The organism is Streptomyces sp. NPDC041784, assembly GCF_055591025.1.
The window spans coordinates 536,060-559,420 of sequence record NZ_JBVJAB010000004.1; the positions used below are offsets into that span (position 1 = coordinate 536,060).

At 71.2% G+C, this 23,361-nt stretch carries 17 protein-coding genes and 1 pseudogene; 8 read left to right on the top strand and 10 right to left on the bottom strand.

The features are described from left to right. Positions 1-157 precede the first annotated feature (157 nt). Positions 158-1,981 carry a phosphoenolpyruvate carboxykinase (GTP) gene (locus ACZ6D7_RS11870; protein ID WP_469487629.1) on the bottom strand — a complete coding sequence of 608 codons (1,824 nt, stop codon included), beginning with the start codon at positions 1,979-1,981 and terminating at the stop codon, positions 158-160. Positions 1,982-2,321: 340 nt separating this feature from the next. Here ACZ6D7_RS11870 and trhA point away from each other — a divergent pair, with 340 nt between their 5' ends. The 4 genes from trhA to ACZ6D7_RS11890 all read left to right on the top strand — a co-directional run bounded on the left by trhA (position 2,322) and on the right by ACZ6D7_RS11890 (position 6,141). After that, complete coding sequence (gene trhA, locus ACZ6D7_RS11875; protein ID WP_469487632.1) at positions 2,322-3,035, top strand: PAQR family membrane homeostasis protein TrhA; 714 nt, start codon at positions 2,322-2,324, stop codon at positions 3,033-3,035. Between the two features lie 143 nt (positions 3,036-3,178). Next, a complete protein-coding gene (locus tag ACZ6D7_RS11880; protein WP_469487635.1) occupies positions 3,179-4,741 on the top strand; it encodes an MFS transporter in 1,563 nt (520 codons plus the stop codon). Positions 4,742-4,746: 5 nt separating this feature from the next. Then, on the top strand, positions 4,747-5,376 hold the full coding sequence (locus ACZ6D7_RS11885; RefSeq protein WP_469487639.1) for a TetR/AcrR family transcriptional regulator: 630 nt from the start codon (positions 4,747-4,749) through the stop codon (positions 5,374-5,376). A 33-nt stretch (positions 5,377-5,409) separates the two neighbouring features. Beyond that, positions 5,410-6,141 carry a Mut7-C RNAse domain-containing protein gene (locus ACZ6D7_RS11890; RefSeq protein WP_469487642.1) on the top strand — a complete coding sequence of 244 codons (732 nt, stop codon included), beginning with the start codon at positions 5,410-5,412 and terminating at the stop codon, positions 6,139-6,141. Positions 6,142-6,144: 3 nt separating this feature from the next. Here ACZ6D7_RS11890 and ACZ6D7_RS11895 read toward each other — a convergent pair whose 3' ends face one another. From ACZ6D7_RS11895 to ACZ6D7_RS11915, 5 genes are all read right to left on the bottom strand, one after another. Continuing rightward, on the bottom strand, positions 6,145-8,592 hold the full coding sequence (locus tag ACZ6D7_RS11895; RefSeq protein ID WP_469487645.1) for a galactose oxidase-like domain-containing protein: 2,448 nt from the start codon (positions 8,590-8,592) through the stop codon (positions 6,145-6,147). Then, entirely contained in the window at positions 8,589-9,785 is a 1,197-nt protein-coding gene (locus ACZ6D7_RS11900; RefSeq protein ID WP_469487648.1) for a glycosyltransferase, read from the bottom strand. The genes ACZ6D7_RS11895 and ACZ6D7_RS11900 overlap by 4 nt, the downstream gene beginning before the upstream one ends. Continuing rightward, complete coding sequence (locus ACZ6D7_RS11905; RefSeq protein WP_469487652.1) at positions 9,782-11,431, bottom strand: ArnT family glycosyltransferase; 1,650 nt, start codon at positions 11,429-11,431, stop codon at positions 9,782-9,784. Before ACZ6D7_RS11905 ends, ACZ6D7_RS11900 begins: the two co-directional genes overlap by 4 nt. Next, complete coding sequence (locus ACZ6D7_RS11910; RefSeq protein WP_469487654.1) at positions 11,428-12,705, bottom strand: glycosyltransferase; 1,278 nt, start codon at positions 12,703-12,705, stop codon at positions 11,428-11,430. The genes ACZ6D7_RS11905 and ACZ6D7_RS11910 overlap by 4 nt, the downstream gene beginning before the upstream one ends. A 204-nt stretch (positions 12,706-12,909) precedes the next feature. Beyond that, a complete protein-coding gene (locus tag ACZ6D7_RS11915; protein ID WP_469487657.1) occupies positions 12,910-14,943 on the bottom strand; it encodes a thioredoxin domain-containing protein in 2,034 nt (677 codons plus the stop codon). Between the two features lie 160 nt (positions 14,944-15,103). Here ACZ6D7_RS11915 and ACZ6D7_RS11920 point away from each other — a divergent pair, with 160 nt between their 5' ends. Beyond that, positions 15,104-18,304 (top strand): tetratricopeptide repeat protein, encoded by a 3,201-nt coding sequence (locus ACZ6D7_RS11920; protein ID WP_469487660.1) that lies wholly within the window; start codon positions 15,104-15,106, stop codon positions 18,302-18,304. A gap of 53 nt (positions 18,305-18,357) precedes the next feature. Here ACZ6D7_RS11920 and ACZ6D7_RS11925 read toward each other — a convergent pair whose 3' ends face one another. Further along, positions 18,358-18,642 (bottom strand): hypothetical protein, encoded by a 285-nt coding sequence (locus ACZ6D7_RS11925; protein WP_469487663.1) that lies wholly within the window; start codon positions 18,640-18,642, stop codon positions 18,358-18,360. Beyond that, positions 18,635-19,516 (bottom strand): mycothiol conjugate amidase Mca, encoded by an 882-nt coding sequence (gene mca / locus ACZ6D7_RS11930; protein WP_469487666.1) that lies wholly within the window; start codon positions 19,514-19,516, stop codon positions 18,635-18,637. Before mca ends, ACZ6D7_RS11925 begins: the two co-directional genes overlap by 8 nt. A gap of 168 nt (positions 19,517-19,684) precedes the next feature. On the opposite strand from mca, the gene ACZ6D7_RS11935 reads away from it, so the two are divergent. Together ACZ6D7_RS11935 and greA are read left to right on the top strand one after the other, a co-directional pair. Next, positions 19,685-20,086: a DUF4307 domain-containing protein gene (locus tag ACZ6D7_RS11935; protein WP_469487672.1), complete on the top strand. Its 402-nt coding sequence runs from the start codon at positions 19,685-19,687 to the stop codon at positions 20,084-20,086. A 175-nt stretch (positions 20,087-20,261) separates the two neighbouring features. Then, positions 20,262-20,762, top strand: a complete 501-nt coding sequence (greA, locus tag ACZ6D7_RS11940) for a transcription elongation factor GreA (protein WP_469487674.1) — start codon at positions 20,262-20,264, stop codon at positions 20,760-20,762. Positions 20,763-20,836: 74 nt separating this feature from the next. Here greA and ACZ6D7_RS11945 read toward each other — a convergent pair. Continuing rightward, a pseudogene (locus ACZ6D7_RS11945) lies at positions 20,837-21,247 on the bottom strand (ABC transporter permease); the annotation flags it as partial. Between the two features lie 147 nt (positions 21,248-21,394). Beyond that, the gene (gene ilvA / locus ACZ6D7_RS11950) at positions 21,395-22,624 is read right to left on the bottom strand and encodes a threonine ammonia-lyase (protein WP_469487677.1); all 1,230 of its coding nucleotides are present in this window, start codon (positions 22,622-22,624) and stop codon (positions 21,395-21,397) included. Positions 22,625-22,787: 163 nt separating this feature from the next. Here ilvA and ACZ6D7_RS11955 point away from each other — a divergent pair, with 163 nt between their 5' ends. After that, positions 22,788-23,297 (top strand): MarR family winged helix-turn-helix transcriptional regulator, encoded by a 510-nt coding sequence (locus ACZ6D7_RS11955; protein WP_469487680.1) that lies wholly within the window; start codon positions 22,788-22,790, stop codon positions 23,295-23,297. Positions 23,298-23,361: the final 64 nt, after the last annotated feature.

Sequence of the window (23,361 nt, forward strand, 5' to 3'; positions counted from 1 at the left end):
CCCGTCGGCGCGCTTCCGTCGGGGCGGACGGGAGCGCGGCGACGGGCCCAGGGTCCCCCACGCCGTTGTGCGGGACCTCGCCGGTGTGCACCGCGGCCGGTCGTGACGATCGCTGGTCAGGGCACATCCGGACCGGCCGCGGAGTCTTGTGCGGGGCTCAGCCCAGGCGCTTCACCAGCGCGCGGTACTCGTCCCACAGTTCCTTCGGGGTGTGGTCGCCGAAGGTGTTGAGGTGCTCGGGGACCAGGGCGGCCTCCTCGCGCCAGACCTCCTTGTCGACCGTGAGCAGGAAGTCGAGGTCGGCGTCGGCCAGCTCGAGGCCGTCGGTGTCGAGGGCCGCCCTGGTCGGCAGCACGCCGATCGGGGTCTCGACGCCCTCGGCGCGGCCGTCGAGGCGGTCGACGATCCACTTCAGGACGCGGCTGTTCTCGCCGAAGCCGGGCCAGACGAACGCGCCCTCGTCGTTCTTGCGGAACCAGTTGACGTAGTAGATCTTCGGCAGCTTGGACTGGTCCTTGTCCTTGGCCACGTCGATCCAGTGGGCCATGTAGTCGCCCATGTTGTAGCCGCAGAAGGGCAGCATGGCGAAGGGGTCGCGGCGCAGTTCGCCGACCTTGCCCTCGGCGGCGGCGGTCTTCTCGGAGGCCACGTTGGCGCCGAGGAACACGCCGTGGTTCCAGTCGAAGGACTCCGTGACCAGCGGGACCGCGCTCGCGCGCCGGCCGCCGAAGAGGATCGCCGAGATCGGCACGCCCTTGGGGTCCTCCCACTCGGGCGCGATGATCGGGCACTGCGAGGCGGGGACGGTGAAGCGGGCGTTCGGGTGGGCGGCCGGCGTCTCCGAGGAGGGCGTCCAGTCGTTGCCCTTCCAGTCGGTGAGATGGGCGGGAGTCTCCTCCGTCATGCCCTCCCACCAGATGTCGTTGTCGTCGGTGAGGGCGACGTTGGTGAAGACGGAGTTGCCCCACAGGGTCTTCATCGCGTTGGCGTTGGTGTGCTCACCGGTGCCGGGCGCGACGCCGAAGAAGCCGGCCTCGGGGTTGATGGCGTACAGCCGGCCGTCCTCGCCGAAGCGCATCCAGGCGATGTCGTCGCCGATCGTCTCGACCGTCCAGCCGGAGATGGTGGGCTCCAGCATGGCGAGGTTGGTCTTGCCGCAGGCGGACGGGAAGGCGGCGGCGACGTACTTCGAGCCGCCCTGCGGCGGGGTGAGCTTGAGGATCAGCATGTGCTCGGCGAGCCAGCCCTCGTCACGGGCCATGACGGAGGCGATCCGCAGGGCGTAGCACTTCTTGCCGAGCAGGGCGTTGCCGCCGTAGCCGGAGCCGTAGGACCAGATCTCGCGGCTCTCGGGGAAGTGCGAGATGTACTTGGTGGAGTTGCACGGCCACGGAACGTCGGCCTCGCCCTCCGCCAGGGGGGCACCGAGGGTGTGCACGGCCTTCACGAAGAAGCCCTCGTCACCCAGCTCGTCCAGGACCGGGCGGCCCATGCGGGTCATGGTGCGCATGGACACGGCGACGTACGCCGAGTCGGTGATCTCCACGCCGATCGCGGACAGCGGGGAACCCAGCGGGCCCATGCAGAAGGGCACGACGTACATCGTGCGGCCCCGCATCGAGCCGCGGAACAGGCCCTTCTCCCCGGCGAAGATCTCCCGCATCTCGGCGGGGTCCTTCCAGTGGTTGGTGGGGCCGGCGTCCTGCTCCTTCTCGGAACAGATGAAGGTCCGGTCCTCGACGCGGGCCACGTCGGTGGGGTCGGAGGCCGCGTAGTAGGAGTTGGGGCGCTTGATCGGGTCGAGCCTGCGGAAGGTGCCCTTCTCGACCAGCTCCTCGCACAGCCGCTCGTACTCGGCCTCGGATCCGTCACACCAGACCACGCTGTCCGGCTCGGTCAGTTCGGCGATCTCGTTCACCCACGAGATCAGTTCCTGGTGGTTGGTCGGGATGACGGGGGGAGCCGCGATATCGCGCGCCACGATTTGCTCCTAGGTGAGGGGTTCTTGGTTGGAGGCCCCGTGGGGGCTGCGGCCCGGATGCTTGACGGACTCGATCTTCGGCGCTCATCCGGTGCCGACCGCACTCATCTGATCATCCGACGCTCGCGCCCATCTGTCCAGACGGCGTCACAGGTGAGCAGAGTGAGGATCGCCACGCATAACGGGTCTTCTTTGCGTCCGCTTGGCGTCCCGCTGAAGATTCTTTGGGATGAACCCGAGCCGTTCCGGGGGGCCGCTCGCGTGAGATGATGGCCACTCTTCGCCCCTCATCGGCCCGCGCTGATCCGCAACTTACGGTTCCGTAGGTACGATGCGGCCCATGACTGCGCCCGTCCCCGACGCGCCCACGGACACGCCGGCCGCCGGCCGCGGCTCCGTCGCGCTCACCCTGCCGCACGAGATCAAGCCCAAGCTGCGCGGCTGGCTGCATCTCGGCATGTTCCCGGCCGCGCTCGTCGCGGGCCTGGTGCTCACCGCCCTCGCCGACTCCAGCCGCGGCCGGATCGCCTGCGGCATCTACGCATTCACCGCCTGCCTGCTGTTCGGCGTGAGCGCGCTCTACCACCGGGGCAACTGGAACGCGCGCATGGACGGCATCCTGCGCCGCCTGGACCACGCCAACATCTTCCTGATCATCGCGGGCACGTACACCCCGCTCACCCTGCTGCTCCTGCCCGACACCAAGGGCCGGTGGCTGATGTGGGGCATCTGGGGCGCGGCGCTGGCAGGCATCGCCTTCCGGGTCTTCTGGGTCGGCGCCCCGCGCTGGCTCTACACGCCCTGCTACATCGCGATGGGCTGGGCGGCCGTCTTCTTCCTGCCGGACTTCATGCGCACGGGCGGTATCGCGGTGCTGGTCCTGGTGATCGTCGGCGGACTCCTCTACAGCGCGGGCGGCGTGATCTACGGCATCAAGCGGCCGAACCCCTCACCGCGCTGGTTCGGCTTCCACGAGGTCTTCCACTCCCTCACGCTCGCCGCGTTCGTCGTCCACTACGTCGGCATCTCGCTGGTGGCGTACCAGCACGCGTAGTCGCTTTTCAGCCTTCTCCCTGGCCACGGCTTCCGAGCCGTGGCCATTTTTCATGCCCTTTGCACGCCCTTCCTCATACCCTCCCCCATTCCCGAGAGGCTGTCGATTGACAGTAACCACTTTTTGAGAGTTACTCTCATTTCATGACCACTGTCACTTCACACCCCGGCACTCCACACCCCCGCCGCTGGTGGGCGCTGGGCGCCCTGGTCGCGAGCATGCTGACGCTCGGCTTCGACATGACGATCCTCAACGTGGCCCTGCCGACCATGGCCGCCGAACTCGGCGCCACGACCGGCGAGCAGCAGTGGATGGCGGACGCGTACATCGTCGTCTTCGCGGCCCTGATGCTCCCGGCCGGACTGCTCGGCGACCGGTTCGGGCGGCGCCGGATGCTCGTCGTCGGGCTGGGGATCTTCCTGGTCGGTTCGGCGCTCGGCGCGCTCGCCGGGGACGTGAACTGGGTGATCGCCGCCCGCGCCCTGATGGGCGTCGGGGGCGCGCTGGTCACCCCGCTCGCGCTCTCCGTGCTGCCCTCGCTGTTCGCGCCCGACGAGCGCACCAAGGCCGTCGGCATCGTCTCCGCCGGCTCCACGCTCGGCCTGCCGCTCGGGCCGATCATCGGCGGCTGGCTGCTCAACCACTTCTGGTGGGGCTCGGTCTTCCTGATCAACCTCCCGATGGCCGCGATCGGCATCGTCGCCTGCGTCCTGCTGCTGCCGGAGACCAGCGACCCCGCCTCCCCGAAGGTCGACACCGTCTCCACCGCGCTCACCGCGTCCGGCCTCGGCGCCCTCATCTACGCGATCATCGAGGCACCCACCCGCGGCTGGGGCGACCCGCTGGTCGTCACCGTGTTCGCCGCGGCGGCCGTACTGATCGCCGCTCTCGTGCTGCGGGAGCGGCGCGTGGCGCGGCCCATGCTCGACATGGGGCTGCTCGCCCACCGCGGGTTCCTGTTCAACGCGCTCGCGGCGACCCTGGTGATGTTCGTGCTGTCCGGCCTGATGTTCGTCCTGCCGCCGTACCTCCAGGCGGTCCTCGGCCACGACGCCCTCGGCACCGGGCTGCGGCTGCTGCCGCTGATGGGCGGGCTGATGGTCGCCGCGCGGGCCGCCCAGCCGGTCGTCGAGCGGTTCGGGGCACGGGCCACGGTGAGCGCTGGCCTGGTGATCATGGCCTTCGCCGTGCTCCTGGGCAGCCGTACGACGGTGGACTCCGGCTACGGCTTCACCGCGCTGTGGCTGTCCGTCGTCGGGGTCGGCTTCGGCCTCTCGATCGTGCCCGCGATGGCCGGCGCCCTCGCCACCCTGCCCACCGACCGGGCCGGCAGCGGCTCCGGGCTGCTGATGACCCTGCGGCAGGTGGGCGGCGCGATCGGTATCGCGCTGCTCGGCAGCCTGCTCGCGAGCGCCTTCCGCGACCGCCTCGACGTCACCGGCCTGCCCGCCGGCGCCGCCTCCACCGCCGGGGACTCCGTGGTCGCCGCGCACCTGATCGCCGAGCGGGCCGGCGCCGCGCGGCTGGCCGCCTCCGCGAACGACGCGTACGTCCACGGCATGACCCTCGTGCTGCTGGTGTGCGGGGTCGCCGCCCTGGTCGCGGCGCTGCTGGCGGCCGCGTTCCTGCCGGGGACGACGGGCGCGCGGCGCGCGGAAAGCCCCGGGCCCGAGATGGCCGCGCCGAAGGCCGATGCCCGACAATGAGGCCCATGACGGCCGCACGTACCACCTCCCCCGCCGACCGCCCCCAGCTGAGTCTGCGTGAGCGCAAGAAGATCAAGACGCGCGAGGCGATCCGCACCGCGACGTACGCGCTGATCCGGGAGCAGGGGTACGACGCCACGACGATCGACCAGATCGCCGAGCGGGCCGAGGTGTCGCCGTCGACCGTCTTCCGGTACTTCCCGACCAAGGAGGACATCGTCCTCACCGACGAGTACGACCCGGTCCTCCTGAAGGAGCTGCGGGCCCGCCCGGCGGACGAGCCGTGGCCGGACACGATCCGGTACGTGATGCGGGAGGCGGTCCGCACGGGCGTCGAGGAGGACGCGGAGGTGGCGCGGCTGCGCACGCATCTGATGGTCCAGGTGCCCGCGGTGCGCTCCCGGATGATGGAGAGCATGTCGGTCACCGGCCGCATGCTCTGCACCGCCATCGCCGAGCGCACCGGCCGCGACCCGGACAGCCTGGAGGTGCGGGTCTACGCGATGTCCCTCATCGGCGGGCTGATGGAGACGTCCCTGTACTGGGCGGAGAACGGCCACCGGGACGACTTCGAGACCCTCGTCGACCGCACCCTGACCGTCCTGGAACACGGCCTGCTCAAGGAAAACCGCTGAGGCCGGGCACCTCCCCCGTGCCATCCTGACCGGGTGAACGCAGCACAGATCCACGTCGAAGTCGCCCCCGAGCTGGCCGTGTTCGTCCCGCACGCCCGGCGGGCCGGCGCCACCCCTCTCGCCGTCGACGGCGTCTCGACGCTCGGCCATGTCGTCGAGTCGCTCGGCGTGCCGCTGACCGAGGTCGGCACCCTGCTCGTCGACGGCCGTTCGGTCCCCGTCTCCCACATCCCGACGGACGGCGAGGCGGTCACCGTACGCCCGGTCGACCGCCCCCAGCAGGTGGCCGGCGCCCCGCTGCGCTTCCTCCTCGACGTCCACCTCGGCACTCTCGCCCGCCGGCTGCGGCTGCTCGGCGTGGACACGGCCTACGAGTCGACGGACATCGGCGACCCGGCGCTCGCCGCCCGCTCGGCGGCCGAACAGCGGGTGATGCTCAGCCGCGACCGGGGCCTGCTGCGCCGCCGCGAGCTGTGGGCCGGGGCGTTCGTCTACAGCACCAGCCCGGACGAACAGCTCCGGGACGTCCTCGACCGCTTCGCCCCCGAGCTGCGCCCCTGGACGCGGTGCACCGCGTGCAACGGCCTGCTGCGCCAGGCCACCAAGGAGGAGGTCGCCGACCAGTTGGAGCACGGCACGCGGCGGTCGTACGACGTGTTCGCGCAGTGCACCGCCTGCGGCCGGGCGTACTGGAAGGGCGCGCACCACGAGCAGCTGGAGGCCATCGTGGAGCGCGCCCTGGCGGAGTTCGCCGGCGACCGCTAGCGACTACGAGAGCCGTCGGCTCTTCGTCACGTCACCCTTTCCGCAGGCGATGCCGTCCCGGTTGGGGTCCAGGCGCAGCGGGTCGTCCTTGCCGTTGACCTCCAGGCGGCCGTAGTCGTTCGCCTTGAGCCAGGTGCAGCGGGCGGCCGCGGTCGCCTTCACCTTCGCCGGGAACGCGGTCGGCACGCAGACGTTGATCGAGCCGTAGTGCCGGTCGCAGCCGGAGACGGTCGGGGCGACCTTCTGCGAGGTCCGCTTCTTCCCGGGTCCTGTGACCTTGCCGGACAGGTCGTCGGCGAAGGTGTGCACGTGCGGGGCGGCCGTCGTGCCGTCCGAGACGGAGAACGTCGACGGGGTGTCCGCGCTGAGCGCGGCCGGGCCCTGGAGGTGCACCCACTTCGCCACCGACGGCACCCCGTTGGCGTCCACCGCGAAGAGCATGTACCAGCCGGGCGGGGCCAGGTTGGGGTTGCTCGTCACGTTCAGGTCGACGTTGTTGCCGTCGACGGACAGCGGCAGGTCGACATAGCGCTGGTTCGGGTCGGAGGAGTGGGTGACCGCCGCCGGGCGGATCAGCTCCGCCTTGGCGATGGGCCGGTCCACCGTGATCCGCTGGGTGTCGCCGTAGTTCCACTCCGTGTCGATGACCGAGGTGATCGCCGGCCGGGTGCCCTTGAGCAGATAGGGCGGGGTGTAGATCGACACGTTGTGGTTCCAGGTGCCGTTGCCCGGGTTGTCGCCGGTGGACATCACCCGGCCGTCGGGCAGCAGGAACGAGGAGGAGTGGTAGCCGCGGGCCTGCGGGTCGGCGGCGACGGGGTCGAAGGTGTTGGTGTCGGGGTCGTAGAGCGAGGACTCGAAGACCGGATCGGCCCGGTTGTGCAGGGCCCCGCCGGTCTCCAGGACCTTGCCGTCGGGCAGCAGCACGGCGGAGACGTACATCTTGCCCTGGTTGCCGGTCTGCGCGATCTTGCCGTTGCCGAGGTCGACCGTGCCCTGCGGGATCGGCGGGCCGGCGACGTAGGACGGGTCGGCCTGCTTGAGGTCGATGACGTCGGTCAGCCGGTTGGCGTCCGGGTTGGAGTCGATGTTGCCGCCGCCGAGGGTGAGGACCTTCTGGTCCTGCGCCGGGGGCAGCAGCACGCTGGCCGACTGGTCGCGCTGGTCCTTGTTCTGGAGGCCCGGGATCTGCGTCGTCGTGTTGGCGTCGTAGTCGTAGATCGCCGCGCCGGTGCCGGGGATGTTGTTGCCGAAGACATGGCTGCCGGAGTAGAAGAGCCGGCCGTCCTGCATGAGGATCATCGACGGGTACAGACCCCAGTACGACCAGGTCTGGTTGACTTTCCACAGCGGCTGCCACTGCTGCTCCGCCTGCGAGAACAGCTCGGCGGTCACCGAACCGGTGGAGTCCTCGCGCAGCCCGCCGAAGGACAGCACGTCACCGTTGCCCATGACGGTGGCCGACGGGTACCAGTGGCCGTCGTTCATGTCGTTGGTCTTGACGTAGGACTCGGTGGCCGGGTCGAAGATGTACGAGTCCTTGTAGCCCTCGTAGCCGTGCCCGCCCACGACCGGGTACGCCTTGTTGCCGCTCATCACGAGCACACGCCCGTCCTGGAGCTGGACGTGACCGGCGCAGAACATGTCCTTCGGCGTGGGGACGACCTTGTAGCTGCCGTTCGCCGGGTCGTACACCGCGGAGGTGAACGTGCCCGCCTCGAACTGCTCCTCGCTGTTGCCGGAGCCCGCGATCAGCAGCACCTTGCCGTTGTGCAGGACGACGGAGTGCATGGAGCGGACCGGGTTCTGGGTGGGCAGCACGTCCCAGCGGCCGTTGGCGCACTCGTCGGCGGTGCCCGTGCAGGCGGCCGGCGGCAGGACGTCGGGGACCTGGTCCATCGTGTAGTCGTCGGTGGTCACCGAGCCGGTGCCGTAGACGGAGACGCCCCAGGTGATCCGGTCGGTGCCGGTGGGCACCTCGGGGGTGCGCACCGACGCCTCGGTCCAGCCGGCGGCCGTCTCCAGCGTCTTGAGGTCGGTCCAGTACTGCCAGCCGGCCGTGGTGTCGTGCCGGAACAGGGTGACGGAGGTGTCCGGGGTCGTCGACTTGTACCAGAGCGACAGGTCGTACTGCTTGCCCGCGGTCACCGTCGGCGCGCACGCGGCCGACTCGGTGATCAGCGCCTTGCGGTCGCCGTCCACCCGCCGGGTCAGCGTCACCTTCATCGCCTTGGACCCGGTGTGCGCGTCGGAGGTGTGCTCGAAGGTGAAGTCGTTGTCGCCCCAGCCGGACTTCTCCCAGCAGTGCGGCATGCCGTCCGTGCCGGCGGTCTCGAAGCCGGGGTTGGTGATGAGGTTGGCGGCGGACGCGGGCTGTGGACCGGTCAGCAACAGGCCCGAGGTGAGGCCCGTCACCGCCAGGATGGCGGTTCTTCTACGGCGTCTGTTCACACAGTGCTCCTTGCGGCGGTACGGCGCCCCCCGCGCAGTCCCTTGCGCGGGAGGTAGACCAGCGCCTCGGTTCCGGCGAAGCGCAGGACGAACGTGGTCACCAGGGCCAGCGCGGTCGCGGACAGCGCGCCCATCCCGAAGCGGTGCACGAACAGCGCGATCAGCGGGATGCGCAGCACCAGATCGGCGTTGGCGAGCAGCGCGAACCGGCCGACCCGGTCCCACCAGCGGCGGTGGGCGCGGCGGTCGCGGAACAGCAGATGCTCGATGAGGACGAAGTTCCAGGCGACGCCGAGCTGGTTGGCGAGGATCTCCGCCGGTACGTAGTGCATTCCGGCGGCGGTGAGGGCGTACAGGCCGAGCAGGTTCGGCACGAAGCCGCTCAGGCCGATCAGGCCGAAGCCGACCATGCGGGCGACGGGTGAGGCGGTGCGCAGTCCGGTCAGATGGCGCAGGAACCTGAGGCCCTCCTGCGCCGAGGACTTGGACTCGCCGGCGAACCGGTCCTGGAAGACGAACGGGACCTCGCTGACCTTGCGCGGGCGGCTGCGGACGGCGAGTTCGAGGAGGATCTTGTAGCCGAGGGGCTTCAGCACGTCCGCCGTCACGGCGCTGCGGCGGATCGCGAAGAAGCCGCTCATGGGGTCGCTGATGCCGTGCAGCCGGCGCGGGAACAGGGACTTGGTGAGCCAGGTCGCGCCGCGCGAGACGGCGACCCGGTAGCTGCCGGCGAGTCCGGCGCGGCTGCCGCCCTTGATGTACCGGGAGGCGACGACCAGGCCGGCCCCGGACCGCTCGCCGGTGGCGACCAGTTCGGGGACCAGGGACGGCGGGTGCTGGCAGTCGCCGTCCATGACGACGATCCAGTCCGAGCCGGCCGCCTTGATGCCCTCGACGACCGCGCCGCCGAGTCCGCCGACCGGTTCCTCGCGGTGGATCACGGTCACCGGGTACGGGCAGTCCTTCGCCGCGTCCCGGACGACCTCGGGGGTGTCGTCGGTGGAGTCGTCCACGAAGACGACCTCGCAGGGCAGCCGGGCGGGCACCGACTCGGTGATCAGGCGCAGCAGCCGGCGGATGTTCGCGGACTCGTTGAAGGTCGGTACGACGATGGTGACCGCGCCGGGCTCGGCGAGTTCGTCGGTGCGCAGATCGGGGACGGGGGCGGTGGACTCGGTGTGGTCGTGGCTCATCGGACGCCTCCGGAGTCGGTCTGGATCCGCCGGATCTCGATCCGGTCCTCGCCGGTGCCGAAGGTGGCCACCGGCGTCGAGTGTTCGAGGGCCGCGCCGACGCCGGGCAGGTCGCGGGCGTCGCGCCGTACGGTCGGGGAGGCGACGACGTAGTCGATGTCCCGCCAGCCGCCCGGCAGGGTCTTGGTGACGGCGGGGTCGAGGTCGGCCTTGTAGAACCAGATCGCGCCGAGGCCCGGCTGGTAGCCGGCGTGGACGAGGTCCAGCCAGAGCGCGTCGTCGACCAGGACCCGGGTGTCCGCCGGGTCCTCGACCTCGGTGGCCAGCCACTTCGAGGCGGCCCGGTAGGGGGCGTTGGCATCGGCGGTGACGGCGGTGCGGTCGCCGTCGTACCAGCGCGGGACGACGTAGGCGCCGGCGGCCAGGGCGAGGACGGCGGCGAGGGCGTAGCGGCCGCCGGTCTTCCAGCGGACCTCGTCGGGCCGGCGCCGTCTGCGCAGCACGCCGTGGGCGACGCTGGCCGCGGCGGCGGCGAGGACCAGGGCGAGGAAGGGCAGTGCCTGGATGACGTACATCGCGGGCAGGTAGCCGCTGGGCCGCATCGCGACGACGGCGAGGATCGCCACCGCGAGGGACGGTCCGGCGAGGGCGCGGGCGGTGACCGACCAGCGCCAGGTCACCAGGAGCAGCAGCGCGCCGGCGAGGCCGCCGACGATCAGGACGCGGTCGTAGTAGAGCCAGGACTGAAGGACGCCGTGGGAGCCGGAGCCCGAGTCGAGGATGAAGCCCGAACCGGGCCTGGTCATCTGGTACTTGATGCCGTCCCAGAGGGAGACGTGGCCGCTGCCGGGGAACAGTTCGCCCTTGAGGAGGGCGAAGAGCGGGTAGGAGAAGCCGATCAGGGCGCAGGCGGTGACCGCGCCGGTGACGGCGAACTTGCGGGTGTCGCGGTGGCTGTGGCGCCACATGGTGACGAGGACCGCGGGGAGGACGAAGAGCATCGTCTCCTTGGTCAGCACGGCCGTCGCGGCGGCGATGCCGGCGCCGAAGTGGTGCCAGAGGTGACGGCTGGGCGAGGCGGCCAGAGTGAACGCGAGCAGCGTCCACATCACGGCGAGGTTGTCGAGGAAGATCTCGCGCTGGAGGACGACCGAGAGCGGGGAGAGCCCGAACAGGGCCATGCCGAGGCCGGCCGCCCAGCGCGGCAGGGACAGCCGCCGGCCGAGGACGTAGACGAGGACCGCGCTGACGGCGCTGACCACGAGCATCGCGGCGCGCATGGTGCCGACGGTCATCGCATCGGGGCTGATCAGCTTGGGGATCCAGGTGAGCAGGGCGAGCTGGATCCAGCCGAACGGCGGGTGGTCGTACCAGTAGGTGTAGTGGGCGAGGCCACGGCCCTCCTGGACGGCCCAGGCCTGGGCGAGGTAGGTGCCCTCGTCGTCGCTGAGGGTCGGGTAGTCGGCGATGTTCCAGCCCTGGACGACGAGGATCGCCACCAGGAGGACGCCGCACAGCAGCAGGTCGGGACGGGACGTGCGCAGCCGCTTCGGCGGGGCTGTTCGGCCCGTCGAACGCGTATCAGGCGCAGGTCGGCGCTGCGCGGGGACCTGGGGAGCGGTCACCGCGGGAAGGGTGGAGGTCACGCAGGAACGTCCTCTCGGGTCACTGCGGGTTCGGGTGCCGCGGTCAGATGCGCGCCGGTGTGTTCGGTCAGCTCCCAGTCGTTGCGGCCGCGCTGCTCGCGCCAGACGGCGCGCAGGGCGGCTCCCGCGAGGAGGACCTGGTAGAAGGGGCCGCCCACGACGAGCTTGAGGTAGTGGACGAACCGGACGCGCAGGCCGTACTGCTTGCCGAAGTCGTGCAGTCCGACGAGTTCGAAGACGAAGGTGACGAGCGCGGTGACGGCTGGCAGGAAGGTGACGAAGGCGATGCCGACGGGGACGTCGAGGAAGAGGGCGATCGCCACGTTGAGCGGGATGATGACGCCGGAGAAGGCTTGCAGGAAGGGCGTCATCAGGGTGTAGCGGGCGAGCAGCCGCTGTCCGAAGCCCGGGAGCTGCTTCCAGTCCTTCTTCCGGTACACCTGGAGGAAGCCCTGGTTCCAGCGGGTGCGCTGCTTGAGCAGCGACATCAGGGAGCCCGGGGTCTCCTCCCGGGTCACCATGTCGGAGTCGTAGGCGACGACGACCTTCTTGCCGATGCTGGACAGGCGCACGCCCAGGTCGCAGTCCTCGGCGAGGCAGTTGGGGTCCCAGCCGTCGGCGGCCCGCAGCACGTCGGTGCGGACGAAGACGGTGTTGCCGCCGAGCGGGATGAACCCCTTCTGCGCGTGCAGATGGAGCCGTGAGCGGAACCAGAAGAAGTACTCCAGGCAGTTGCGCAGGCTGTACCAGCTGGAGTGGAAGTTGATGAGCTGGACACCGCCCTGGACGACGTCCGCCCCGGTGGTTCTGAAGGCGTGGTCGACGTGGGCGAGCAGCTCCGGGTGGACCTGGTCCTCGGCGTCGAAGACCCCGACGACGTCGCCGCGGCAGTGGGGCAGCGCCGTGTTCATGGCCTTCGGCTTGTTCTTCTTCTCATGGGTGTCGACGACGACCCGGACCCGGGAGTCGCGGGCGGCCGCCCGCTCGGCCACGGCCGTGGTCTCGGGGTCGTCGTGCCCCACGATGACGATGATCTCGAAGTCGGTGTGGGTGGACTCCAGCAGCCGCTGGATGGTGTGGTCCAGCACGGCTTGTTCGTGCCGTGCCGGAAGCAGCAGCGAGAAGGAGACGTGTTCGTCGCCGTCCGGGCTGCTGAAACGGGTGGAGGCAAGCACTTCGGGCGTACGCCACGCGTGCATCTGCCACCACAGGGTGAAGGCCGCCATCCAGAACAAGGCCAGGGATATGGCGGTGATGAAGACAGACGTCAGCAAAACAAGATCCCCCCAGATCTCACTACCCCCTGTCGCGACGGCCTGTCACAGGCGTCGCGTCACTGTGAGGAGGTTAGGGGGAAAACGTGAAGCGCGGGGGATCTTCCGATAAATAGCTTGTTTCGCAATTGACCTGCCGGTAACCGGACTTATCCGAACACCGGCTCACTTTTTTCGACCGGAACGGGCTCTCACCGGCCCGTTTCAGCCGCTCAGAGCGGTGCGCAACCGCTCCGGATCGGTCGTCGGAGCGTCACATGTGAAGTTACGGCAGACGTACGCGGTCGGTTCACCCTCGCGCAGCGTGCGGTCGACGAGCAGGGGGAACTCGTCACTCCCCGTGGCGCCGTAGGCGACGACCGCCCCCGGGGCGGTGCCCAGAAGTGCCGTACGGAGCAGGGTCCTTGCCGCCGGGTCGTCGAACTCACCCGCCACGACCGCGACTTCGCGCGGCCCGTCCAGCAGCGCCTCCGCGGCGGCCAGCCCCCACCCGACGAACCGGGGCACGCGCGGGCCGAGCGCCGCGACGACCCCGAGGGCCTTCTCGGCGGCCGTGCGATGCGGCTCGGAGCCGGTGTGGGCGGCGTAGCCCAGCAGCGCGGCCGCGGCGGCGGTCCAGCCGGAGGGGGCGGCGTTGTCGGTCGGGTCCTGCGGCCGGCGGATGAGCCGCTCGGCGTCGGCGGCGGTGTCGAACAGCGCGCCGGACTCCGGGTCGGCGAACCGCGCGAGCACATGATCGAGCAGGAACCCGGCGAACTCCAGCCAGACCCCCTCCCCGGTCACCGAGGCGAGCGCCAGGAACCCCTCGGCGACATCGCCGTAGTCCTCCAGCACCCCCGGGTGGGCGCCGACGCGCCCGTCCTTGCTGGTACGGGAGAGCCGGGCCTGCTCGTCGAGATGCAGGCGCACGAGGAGATCGGCGGCGCCGACCGCGGCCTCGACCAGGTCCGGCCGGTCGAAGTAGGCGCCGGTCTCGGCGAGCGCGGCGACCGCGAGCCCGTTCCACGCGGCGACGATCTTGTCGTCCCGGCCGGGGGCGGGGCGCTCGGCGCGGCGGGCCAGCAGGCGCTCCTTGACGCCGGCGATCCGCTCGGCGTCGAACACGCCCTCGTGCTGCGGAAGTTGCAGGACCGAGGCGCCGTGCTCGAAGGTGCCCTCGTCGGTGACGCCGAAGTAGTGGGCGGCGAGCTTCGCGTCGTCCTCGCCGAGCGTCTCGGCCAGCTGCCCGGGCGTCCACACGTAGTAGACGCCCTCCACGTGCCTGCCGGTCCCGTCGTCGCTGTCGGCGTCGAGCGCGGAGGCGAACCCGCCCTCGGCGGTGCGCAGTTCCCGCACCATGAAGTCGGCCGTCTCCAGCGCGATCCGGCGGGCGAGTTCGGAGCCGGTCGCCCGCCAGAGGTGGGCATAGACCCGGCACAGCAGCGCATTGTCGTAGAGCATCTTCTCGAAGTGCGGCACCACCCAGTCGCGGTCGACGGAGTAGCGGGCGAAGCCGCCGCCGAGCTGGTCGTAGATCCCGCCCCGGGCCATGCGTTCACACGTGTCCCGGGCCATCTGGAGCGCGCCCTCTGCGCCCGTGCGCGCGTGGTGCCGCAGCAGGAACTCGATCACCATCGACGGCGGGAACTTCGGCGCGCCGCCGAACCCGCCGCGCTGCTCGTCGTACTCCCGGGTCAGCCCCAGCAGGGCCTGCGCCTGCTCCTGCTCCCCGGGCGGGCGGCCGTCCCCGTACGAGATCTCCCGTCCCGCGAGGTCCCGCACGATCTTCCCCGCCACCTCGGCGACCTCGTCCCGCCGCCCGGACCAGGCCTGCTCCACCCCCTCCAGCACCTGCCGGAAGGAGGGCATGCCGTGGCGGGGCGCGGGCGGGAAGTAGGTGCCGAAGTAGAAGGGCTCGGCGTCGGGCGTGAGGAACACCGTCATGGGCCAGCCGCCCTGCCCGGTGGCCGCCTGCACGGCCTCCATGTACACGGCGTCGACGTCCGGGCGCTCCTCGCGGTCGACCTTGACGCTCAGGAAGTGCGCGTTGAGGTAGTCGGCGGTCTCCCGGTCCTCGAACGACTCGTGCGCCATCACATGGCACCAGTGACAGCTGGAGTACCCGACGCTCAGCAGCACCGGCACGTCCCGCCGACGCGCCTCCTCGAACGCCTCCTGGGACCAGGGCCACCAGTCGACCGGGTTGTCGGCGTGCTGAAGGAGATACGGGGACGTCTCATGAGCCAGTCGGTTCGACATGGGTTCCATCCTGCCGCAGTACCCCGCCCGTCACGCGTCGGACGTCGTCCCGCTCGCCGTGATCTTCCGGCGACCGGAGCCCGTCCGCACCCTCGCGCCACGCAGCCCGCCGCCGCACACTTGAGCGACGAAAGCTGTGACCGCCGGAGGGGGACGGGACATGCGGGACAGCCACAGGACGGAAGCCGAGCGGTTGCTGGCGCGGGCCGTGGAGGAGGAGGTACGGCGCTCCGGCGGCCGTACCGACCGGCAGGCGCTGATGACCCGGGCGCGCGGCGCGCTGGACGCGATGGCCCGGACCGCCGCCGAGGAGTACGAGGCGTACGCGCGCGCCCTGGACGAGGCGGAGGCCGGCCGGGTCACCTTCGGCCGGCGCTACGCGCGCGAGGGCGGACGCACCCCGCTGCTGGTGGCCGGGGTCGCCGCCGTGACCACCGCCGTCGCCGACCTGGCCCTGGGCACCGGCCCCGGTACGGCGCTCGGGGCCGGGGTCGCCGTCGGGGTGGTCGGTGCCGCGACGACCGTCGTGAAGGTCGCGGGCTCACATCTGCCGGCCGCCCACCGGCACGCCGGCCGGGCCGGACAGCCGGGCGGCGCCGAACAGTTGCGGCTGACGTGGCTGGCCGCGCTGGAGGTCCGGGGGATCCGGCCCTACCTGGACCAGCAGCGGGTGCTCAGCACGACGACCGGCCCGAAGAAGCGGCCCGGCCCACAGCTGCGCGGCGCGGACAAGAGCGCGGCGGCGCGCGGGCGGACGGTGCTGGAGCAGTCCTTCGGCCAACTCCCCGAGCCGGTCGGGCCGTTCGCGGGACGGCGCGCGGAGCTGGGGCGGATCCGGCAGTGGGTGCAGGCGGCCCGGGCCAGTTCACAGACCCGGCCCGTGGTCGTCGTGCTGCACGGCCCGCCCGGCAGCGGCCGCAGCGCGCTCGCCGTACGGGCCGCGCACGATCTGCGGGACCAGTTCCGCGGCGCCTGCGTGGTCGATCTGCGCGGTGACAGCACGGAGGAGGCGCCGCTCGCCACCCGGGACGCGCTGCTGCACCTGCTGAACCGGCTCGGCGCGCCCCGCGAGCAGCTGCTCTTCCGGGAGCGCTCCTCCCCCGACCAGCAGGTCGAACGGCTCGGCGAGCTGTACCAGCGGCACCTCACCGGACTGCCCGTCACGGTGATCCTGGACGACGCCCGCGATCCCGAGCAGATCCGCGCGCTCGTCCCGGAGCGCTCAGACAGCCTGGTCCTCGTGACGGCCCGGACCCCGCTCGCCCTCCCCGCCGACCTGTCCGCCTGGGTGCACGAACTACCGGTGCGCCCCCTGGAGGCGGCCGGCGCCGAGGAGCTGCTGGGCATGGCCGCGCAGGACACGTCGGGGCCGTACGACGCCGAATCCGCCGACCGGATCCGGGAGTTGTGCGGCGGACTGCCGCTGGCGCTGCGCATCGCGGGGTCCTCGCTGGGCCCGCGCTCACCACGCGCCCTGGCCTCGGACCTCGCGGCGTACGGGCCCGTGGAACCGGTCGAGCGGGCGCTGTGGCTGCGCTACACCGACCAGCCCGACCTGCCTCGGCGGCTGCTGCGGCGACTCGCGCTGGCCGGGCGCGCCTCCCTCGGCGCGGCCGCGGCCGCCGCACTGCTCGCCACCGACCGCGAGGAGGCCACCCGGCATCTCGCGGCGCTCGCCGACGCCGGACTGGTCGACCGGGTGCGCGGCGACCGCTACCGCCTGCACGACCTGGTCCGCGCCTTCGCGCAGGCCCGGCTGGCGGACGAGGAAGAGCCGGCCGAGCGCACGGCCGCCCAGGAGCGGCTGATCGTCAGCCACGCCGAGCTGGCCGACTCGGTCCTGCGGCTGGTCGACGGCAACATGTCGACCCGCTCGGACCGCTTCACCCCGCACGGCTTCACCTCCCTGGACGAGGCGCTGCGCTGGCTGGACGACGAGTCGAGCTTCATCACGGCGACCCTGCGGCAGGCGGAGGGCGTGCACCAGGGGGCCGTACTGAGCCTGCTGGGCGCCCTGTGCGACTACTGCCTGCTGCGCGGCGACCTCTACCGCCTCGGCGAGATCAACGAACTGGCCCAGTCGGTCGGCCAGGACCTGCTGGTGCGCTCCGTGCAGTGGCGCACGGGCATCGCGGCCCGCCAGCTGGGCGAGCTGGACAAGGCCCGTACGACGCTCAGCTCGGTCGTGGACCTGTATCTCCAGGCCCATCACGACGCCGGCGCGGCCCGTGCCCTGTGCTCGCTGGGCATCACCCTGCACCACCAGGGCAACCTCACCGAGGCCGCGGCCCGACTGCGCGAGGCGATGGACCTCCAGGCGGCACCCGAGCTGGCCACGGACCGGGCCTGGACGATGCACGCGCTGGCGGCGGTGCAACGGGACCGGGCGCGGCTGTCGGAGGCCCTGGACCTGCTCACCCGCTCCCTGGTCCTGCACCGCGAGGGCGGCTCCGTGCACGGCGAGGCCTGGGCCCACTTCCAGCTGGGCCAGCTGAACCTGCGCCGCGGCGACGTCCCGCGGGCACAGGCCGACCTGCGCCGCGCCCTCGATCTGTACGGCCGTACCCGCGACGCCCGCGGCGAGGCCTGGGCGCTGACGCAGCTGGCGCGGGCCCTGATGGTCGCCGGGGATCCGTCGGCGGCGGCGGACGGCCTGCGCACGGCGGCCGCCCGGCACCGGGACAACGAGGACGCGCGCGGTGAGGCATGGACCGTGTACTACCTGGGCCTGGCGCTGGAGGAGACCGGCGACCTGGACCACGCGGTCCGGGAACTGGAACGCTCCCGGTCCCTGTTCTCCCGGATGCGGGACGTCTACGGCCTGGCCTGCGCCCGGCACCACTCGGCGCGGGTCACCCGGGACCAGCGCGCGGCCCAGACCGGCTCGCTGCGCAACTCCGGCTTCGCCCGGCAGCTCCTCGTCGACGCCCGCGCCGACTTCCAGCGCATCGGGGTCGCCCACGGCGAGGCCTGGACCTGCCTGGAACTCGCGATCGTCGAGGCGGGCAACAGCCGCTCCCCGCAGGCCCTCGCCCTCTGCGACGAGGCGGCGGCCCTCTTCGCCTCCTACGGCGACCGTCGCGGCGAGGACTGGGCCCGCTTCCTGCGGTGCAGCCTGCTGCCGTACGCGGCACCGGGAGGTGTGGAGGTCGGCACGGCGGTCGCCCAGGAGGAACTGACCCAGCTCACCGCCTCGGCCCATCCCCTGCGTGACCCCAGACTCACCGAGTGCGTCGAGGCGTACGGCGTGCTCCTGGAACGGGGCGTACGCCTGGAGGCCGGCTGGCAGGCCTGGCGCCTGGGCCTGGTGCCGGGGCGGCACGGACGGGAGGTCATGGGGGTGGCGGTGGATGCGGGGTAGGGCGGGGCCGGCCTCTGGTGCGCCGGGTACGCCGGGCGTACCCGGCGCCCTGGTCAGCCCTTCGCCGGGGAGGCCTTGCCCTGGGGGCCCGTGCCGGTCGTGCCGCCGGTGGACGCCGGGGCGGAGCCCGGGGTGTCCTCGGTGGCCGGGGTCTCCTCGAAGGAGACCTTGCCCATGTGCTTGCTCATGGACTTCATCAGGGCCCACACCGCCAGCGCCATCGCCGCGAAGACGATGAAGCCGAGGACGCCGGGGGTGACCTTGTTCTCGTCGACCTCCTTGGCGAGGGGAACGAGATGCGTCATTGCCAGGCTCACGCTTGCGCTCATGTCAGGCATTGTCGCGGATGCCCGCAAAGAGGTCGTCCTCGGGGAGGGAGGTGTCGACGAGGGTCTTCGCCAGCTCGTACTCCTCCGTCGGCCAGACCTCCTTCTGGATCTCCATCGGGACCTTGAACCAGCCGCCGTCGGGGTCGATCTGCGTGGCGTGCGCGATCAGCGCCTTGTCACGGATCTCGTAGAACTCCGCGCACGGAACGTGCGTGGTCAGCGTGCGCTCGACCCGCTCGAACTCGCTCCAGCGCTTGAGCCACTCCCCGTACGGCGACTCCAGGCCCCGGTCGAGCATCGCCTGGTGCAGCGCCTCGGTGCGGGGACGGTTGAAGCCCTGGTTGTAGTACAGCTTCAGCGGCCGGTACGCCGGGCCGAACTCGGCCTCGGGGTACTTCTCGGTGTCGTCTGCCGCCTCGAAGGCCACCATCGAGATCTTGTGGGTCATGATGTGGTCGGGGTGCGGGTATCCGCCGTTCTCGTCGTAGGTGGTGATCACCTGGGGACGGAAGGCGCGGATCTGCCTCACCAGCTCGCCGGCCGCCTTGTCGACGTCCTCCAGGGCGAAGCAGCCCTCCGGCAGCGGCGGCAGCGGGTCGCCCTCGGGCAGCCCCGAGTCGACGAAGCCCAGCCACTCCTGCTTGATGCCGAGGATCTCGCGAGCCTCGTCCATCTCCTTCTTGCGTACCTCGTGGATGTGCTCCTCGATGTACTTGTCGCCCTGAAGCTTGGGGTTGAGGATGGAGCCGCGCTCCCCGCCCGTGCAGGTCACCACCAGCACGTCCACCCCCTCGGACACGTACTTCGCCATGGTGGCCGCGCCCTTGCTCGACTCGTCGTCGGGGTGCGCGTGGACGGCCATCAGTCGCAGCTGGTCAGTCAAGACTCAATCCTCGGTAAGTCGGCGCCCGGTGTGAACCGGCGCGATCGCAGGCTTCTATAGTGACCGAACCGGGGGGCGAATAATTCCGGGTCCGGAGCGGGCGGCCCGTTTTCGGACCTTCGTCCGCCCCCGCCGGACGCCCGGACCGGTTCTGCCGAGAGGACGATCATGAGTACGGCGAGCACGCGACCGCCCGAGGGCCGCTACGGCCGTGTCTCGGACGAGCGCGCCGACCGCAGACTCAAGATCACCGGCACCGTGCTGGGCGTGTTCCTGCTGGCCCTGGTCGGTTACTTCGCCTACCACTACGTCGGCCAGAACAAGATCAGCGCCGAGGTGATCAGCTTCGAGGCGACCTCGGACGATTCGGTGCGGGTGCACCTCGAGGTCCGCAAGGACGCGGGGGCCGACGGCTACTGCACGGTGCGCTCGCAGGCCGAGAACGGCGCCGAGGTGGGCCGCGCGGACTTCCGCTTCTCCGGTGCGGACACACGCATCGACAAGGTCGTCACGCTCCGTACGACGGCACGGGGGACGACGGCGGAGCTGCTCGGCTGCCACGCCGGCTGACGGACTCGACCCTCCCCAATACGTACACGCTGACCTGCGTCGACGTAATTCTGGTGGCTTATGTCCTCCCCCTTCGCCCGTTGAATTGTTAGGCTCGTGGTTTCGCCCATCCCCTGAGGAACATGCTTGAGGGTAGGGCGATGCTTTGTATTCCCAGTACCGACGAGGAGCACCTGTGACCCAGACCAGCGAGTCCGTCACCTGGCTGACCCAGGAGGCGTACACCAAGCTCAAGGACGAGCTTGAGCACCTTACTGGTCCTGCGCGCACGGAGATCGCCGCCAAGATCGCGGCCGCGCGCGAGGAGGGCGACCTGCGCGAGAACGGCGGGTACCACGCGGCCAAGGAGGAGCAGGGCAAGCAGGAGCTCCGTGTGCGCCAGCTGACCCAGCTTCTCGAGAACGCCAAGGTCGGCGAGGCTCCGGCCTCCGCGGACGGTGCCGTGGCGCCCGGCATGGTCGTGACGATCGCCTTCGACGGTGACGAGGACGACACGATGACCTTCCTGCTGGCCTCGCGCGAATACGCGAGCGCCGACGTCGAGACCTACTCGCCGCAGTCCCCGCTGGGCACCGGCGTGATCGGTCACAAGGTCGGCGAGGACGCGGAGTACGAACTGCCGAACGGCAAGAAGGCCTCCGTACGGATCCTCAAGGCCGAGCCCTACAGCGGCTGACGCCGCAACCCTTCCCTTTCCGTCCGACGAAGCCCCCGGCGCCCGCGCCGCCGGGGGCTTCGTCATGCCCGGGGTCAGGCAGCCGCCGAGCGGTACTTGCGTACCGCCAGCGTTCGGAACACCACGACGATCAGCACGGACCAGATGAGCGATGCCCACACCGCGTGCTGCATGGGCCAGGCGTCCGGCACCGGATAGCCCGCCGGGAGGTTGCCGAAGAGCTCGCGGCAGGCCTGCACGGTGGCGCTGAACGGGTTCCAGTTCGCGATGGTCTGCAAGAACGGGGGCATGTTCTCCGACGGCACGAACGCGTTCGATATGAACGTCAGCGGGAACAGCCAGATCAGGCCGCCGGAGGTGGCCGCCTCGGGGGTGCGTACGGACAGGCCGATCAGCGCGCCGATCCACGAGAACGCGTAGCCGAGCAGGAGCAGCAGGCCGAATCCGGCCAGCACCTTGCCGAAGTTCTCGTGCGTGCGCCAGCCGAACGGGAGCAGGAGGCGGACGCCAGGGGCGGCGGCACGCACGGGCGCGACGAGGCCGCGAGACGGGTGGCCCGGGACACACCATAACGCGATGTATCGCGTCTCTCAATGCTCTTTCTCGAACGAGTGACGGAACGGCTCCCGACCTCAGTCGACGACGGTGTAACCCGCCTCGCGCAGCGCCCGGCCGACCTCGGCGCAGTGCGCCGGCCCCATCGTCTCCAGGTGCAGCTCGACCTCCGCCTCGGTCAGCCCGAGACGCGGATCGGTCCGCACATGGCTCACGTCCAGGACATTGGCGTCGACCACCGACAACACCCCCAGCAGCGTCGCGAGCGCGCCCGGCCGGTCGGTCAGCCGCACGCTGACCGTGAGGTAGCGGCCCTGCGCCGCCATTCCGTGCCGCAGCACGCGCTGCATCAGCACCGGATCGACGTTGCCGCCGGACAGCACCGCGACGACCGGGCCCTCGAAGGAGCCGGGCTCGCTCAGCAGCGCCGCGACCGGGCTCGCCCCGGCCGGCTCGACGACCAGCTTGGCCCGCTCCAGGCAGAGCAGCAGCGCGGTGGACAGCTCGTCCTCCGTCACCGTGCGCACCTCGTCCACCAGGTCCGCGACGATCCCGAACGGCACATCGCCGGGCCTGCCGACCTTGATCCCGTCGGCCATCGTCGCCGGGCCCCGCAACGACACCGGGCGCCCGGCCGCCAGCGAGGGCGGGTACGCCGCCGCGCCCGCCGCCTGCACGCCGACGATCCGCACGTCCGGCCGCAGCGCCTTCACCGCGACCGCGATCCCGGCCGCGAGCCCGCCGCCGCCGATCCCGACGACGATCGTGCGCACCTGCGGGCACTGCTCCAGGATCTCCAGACCGACCGTGCCCTGGCCCGCGATCACGTCCGGGTGGTCGAAGGGGTGGATGAACACCGCGCCCGTGCGCGCCGCGTGCTCCTGCGCGGCGGCCAGCGTCTCGTCGACCACCTGGCCGTACAGCCGCACCTCGGCGCCGTACTCCCGGGTGGCGCTGATCTTCGGCAGCGGCGCGCCCTTCGGCATGAACACGGTGGCGCGCACGCCCAGCAGCGACGAGGCGAGCGCGACGCCCTGCGCGTGGTTGCCCGCGCTGGCCGCGACGACACCGGCCGCCCGCTCCTCCGGCAGCAGCCCGGCGATCCGCACATACGCGCCGCGCAGCTTGAACGAACCCGTCCGCTGGAGGTTCTCGCACTTGAGGTGCACCGGTGCGCCGACGAGCTGGGACAGGTGCCGGCTGCCCTCCATCGCGGTCGTGCGCGCCACGTCCGAGAGCATCTTCTGGGCGCCTCGGACGTCGTCGAGAGTGACGGGCCGCAAGGAGTCAGCCGTGCCGTAGCTCATGACACAAGCATCGCAGTTCACAGGCGGGAACGACCGCTGTGACCAACCACCGAGACCGGTTTCCGCAGCGCCGGTACGACCCGCCTTCCGGCCGCGTACCCTGTCCCCCAACCCAGCAGCCCTTTCATGAAGTGAGCCCCCGGCCATGCCCACAACACCTGAAATGTCGATGGACATGACGACCGTCGGTGACACCGGTCTTCTCGACACGCTTCAGCACGAGGTCGCGGTGTTCGCGCGCCGTGCCGAACAGACCCGGCTCGGCGGCGTCGGGCAGGTGCGCAACTCCATGGACCGCGCCGCGTACCTGCTGCTCAACCGCCTCGACAAGGAAGGCCCGATGGGCGTCAAAGCGCTCGCCGCGAGCATGGGCATCGACTCGTCGACCGTCACCCGGCAGGTGGCTCCGCTCGTCGACACCGGCCTGGTCAAGCGCACTTCGCACCCCGAGGACGGGCGGGCCGTGGTGCTCCAGCTCTCCCCGCGCGGACAGTCTCGGCTGGAGGAAGTACGGTCCTCCCGGCGCCAGTTGATGGCCGAGCTGACCGAGGACTGGGCACCGGAGGAGCGCGAGGCGTTCTGCTCCCTCCTCACCCGCTTCAACACCGCCCTGTCCTCCCGCATGGCCGCCCAGGGCCTCCCCGGCACGGAGCCGTCGCCGGCCGCGTCGTAACACCACGGCGCCGACGACGCCGACGCGTGTCCCGCGCGTGCGCGACTCTTGACCGAAAGGCCAC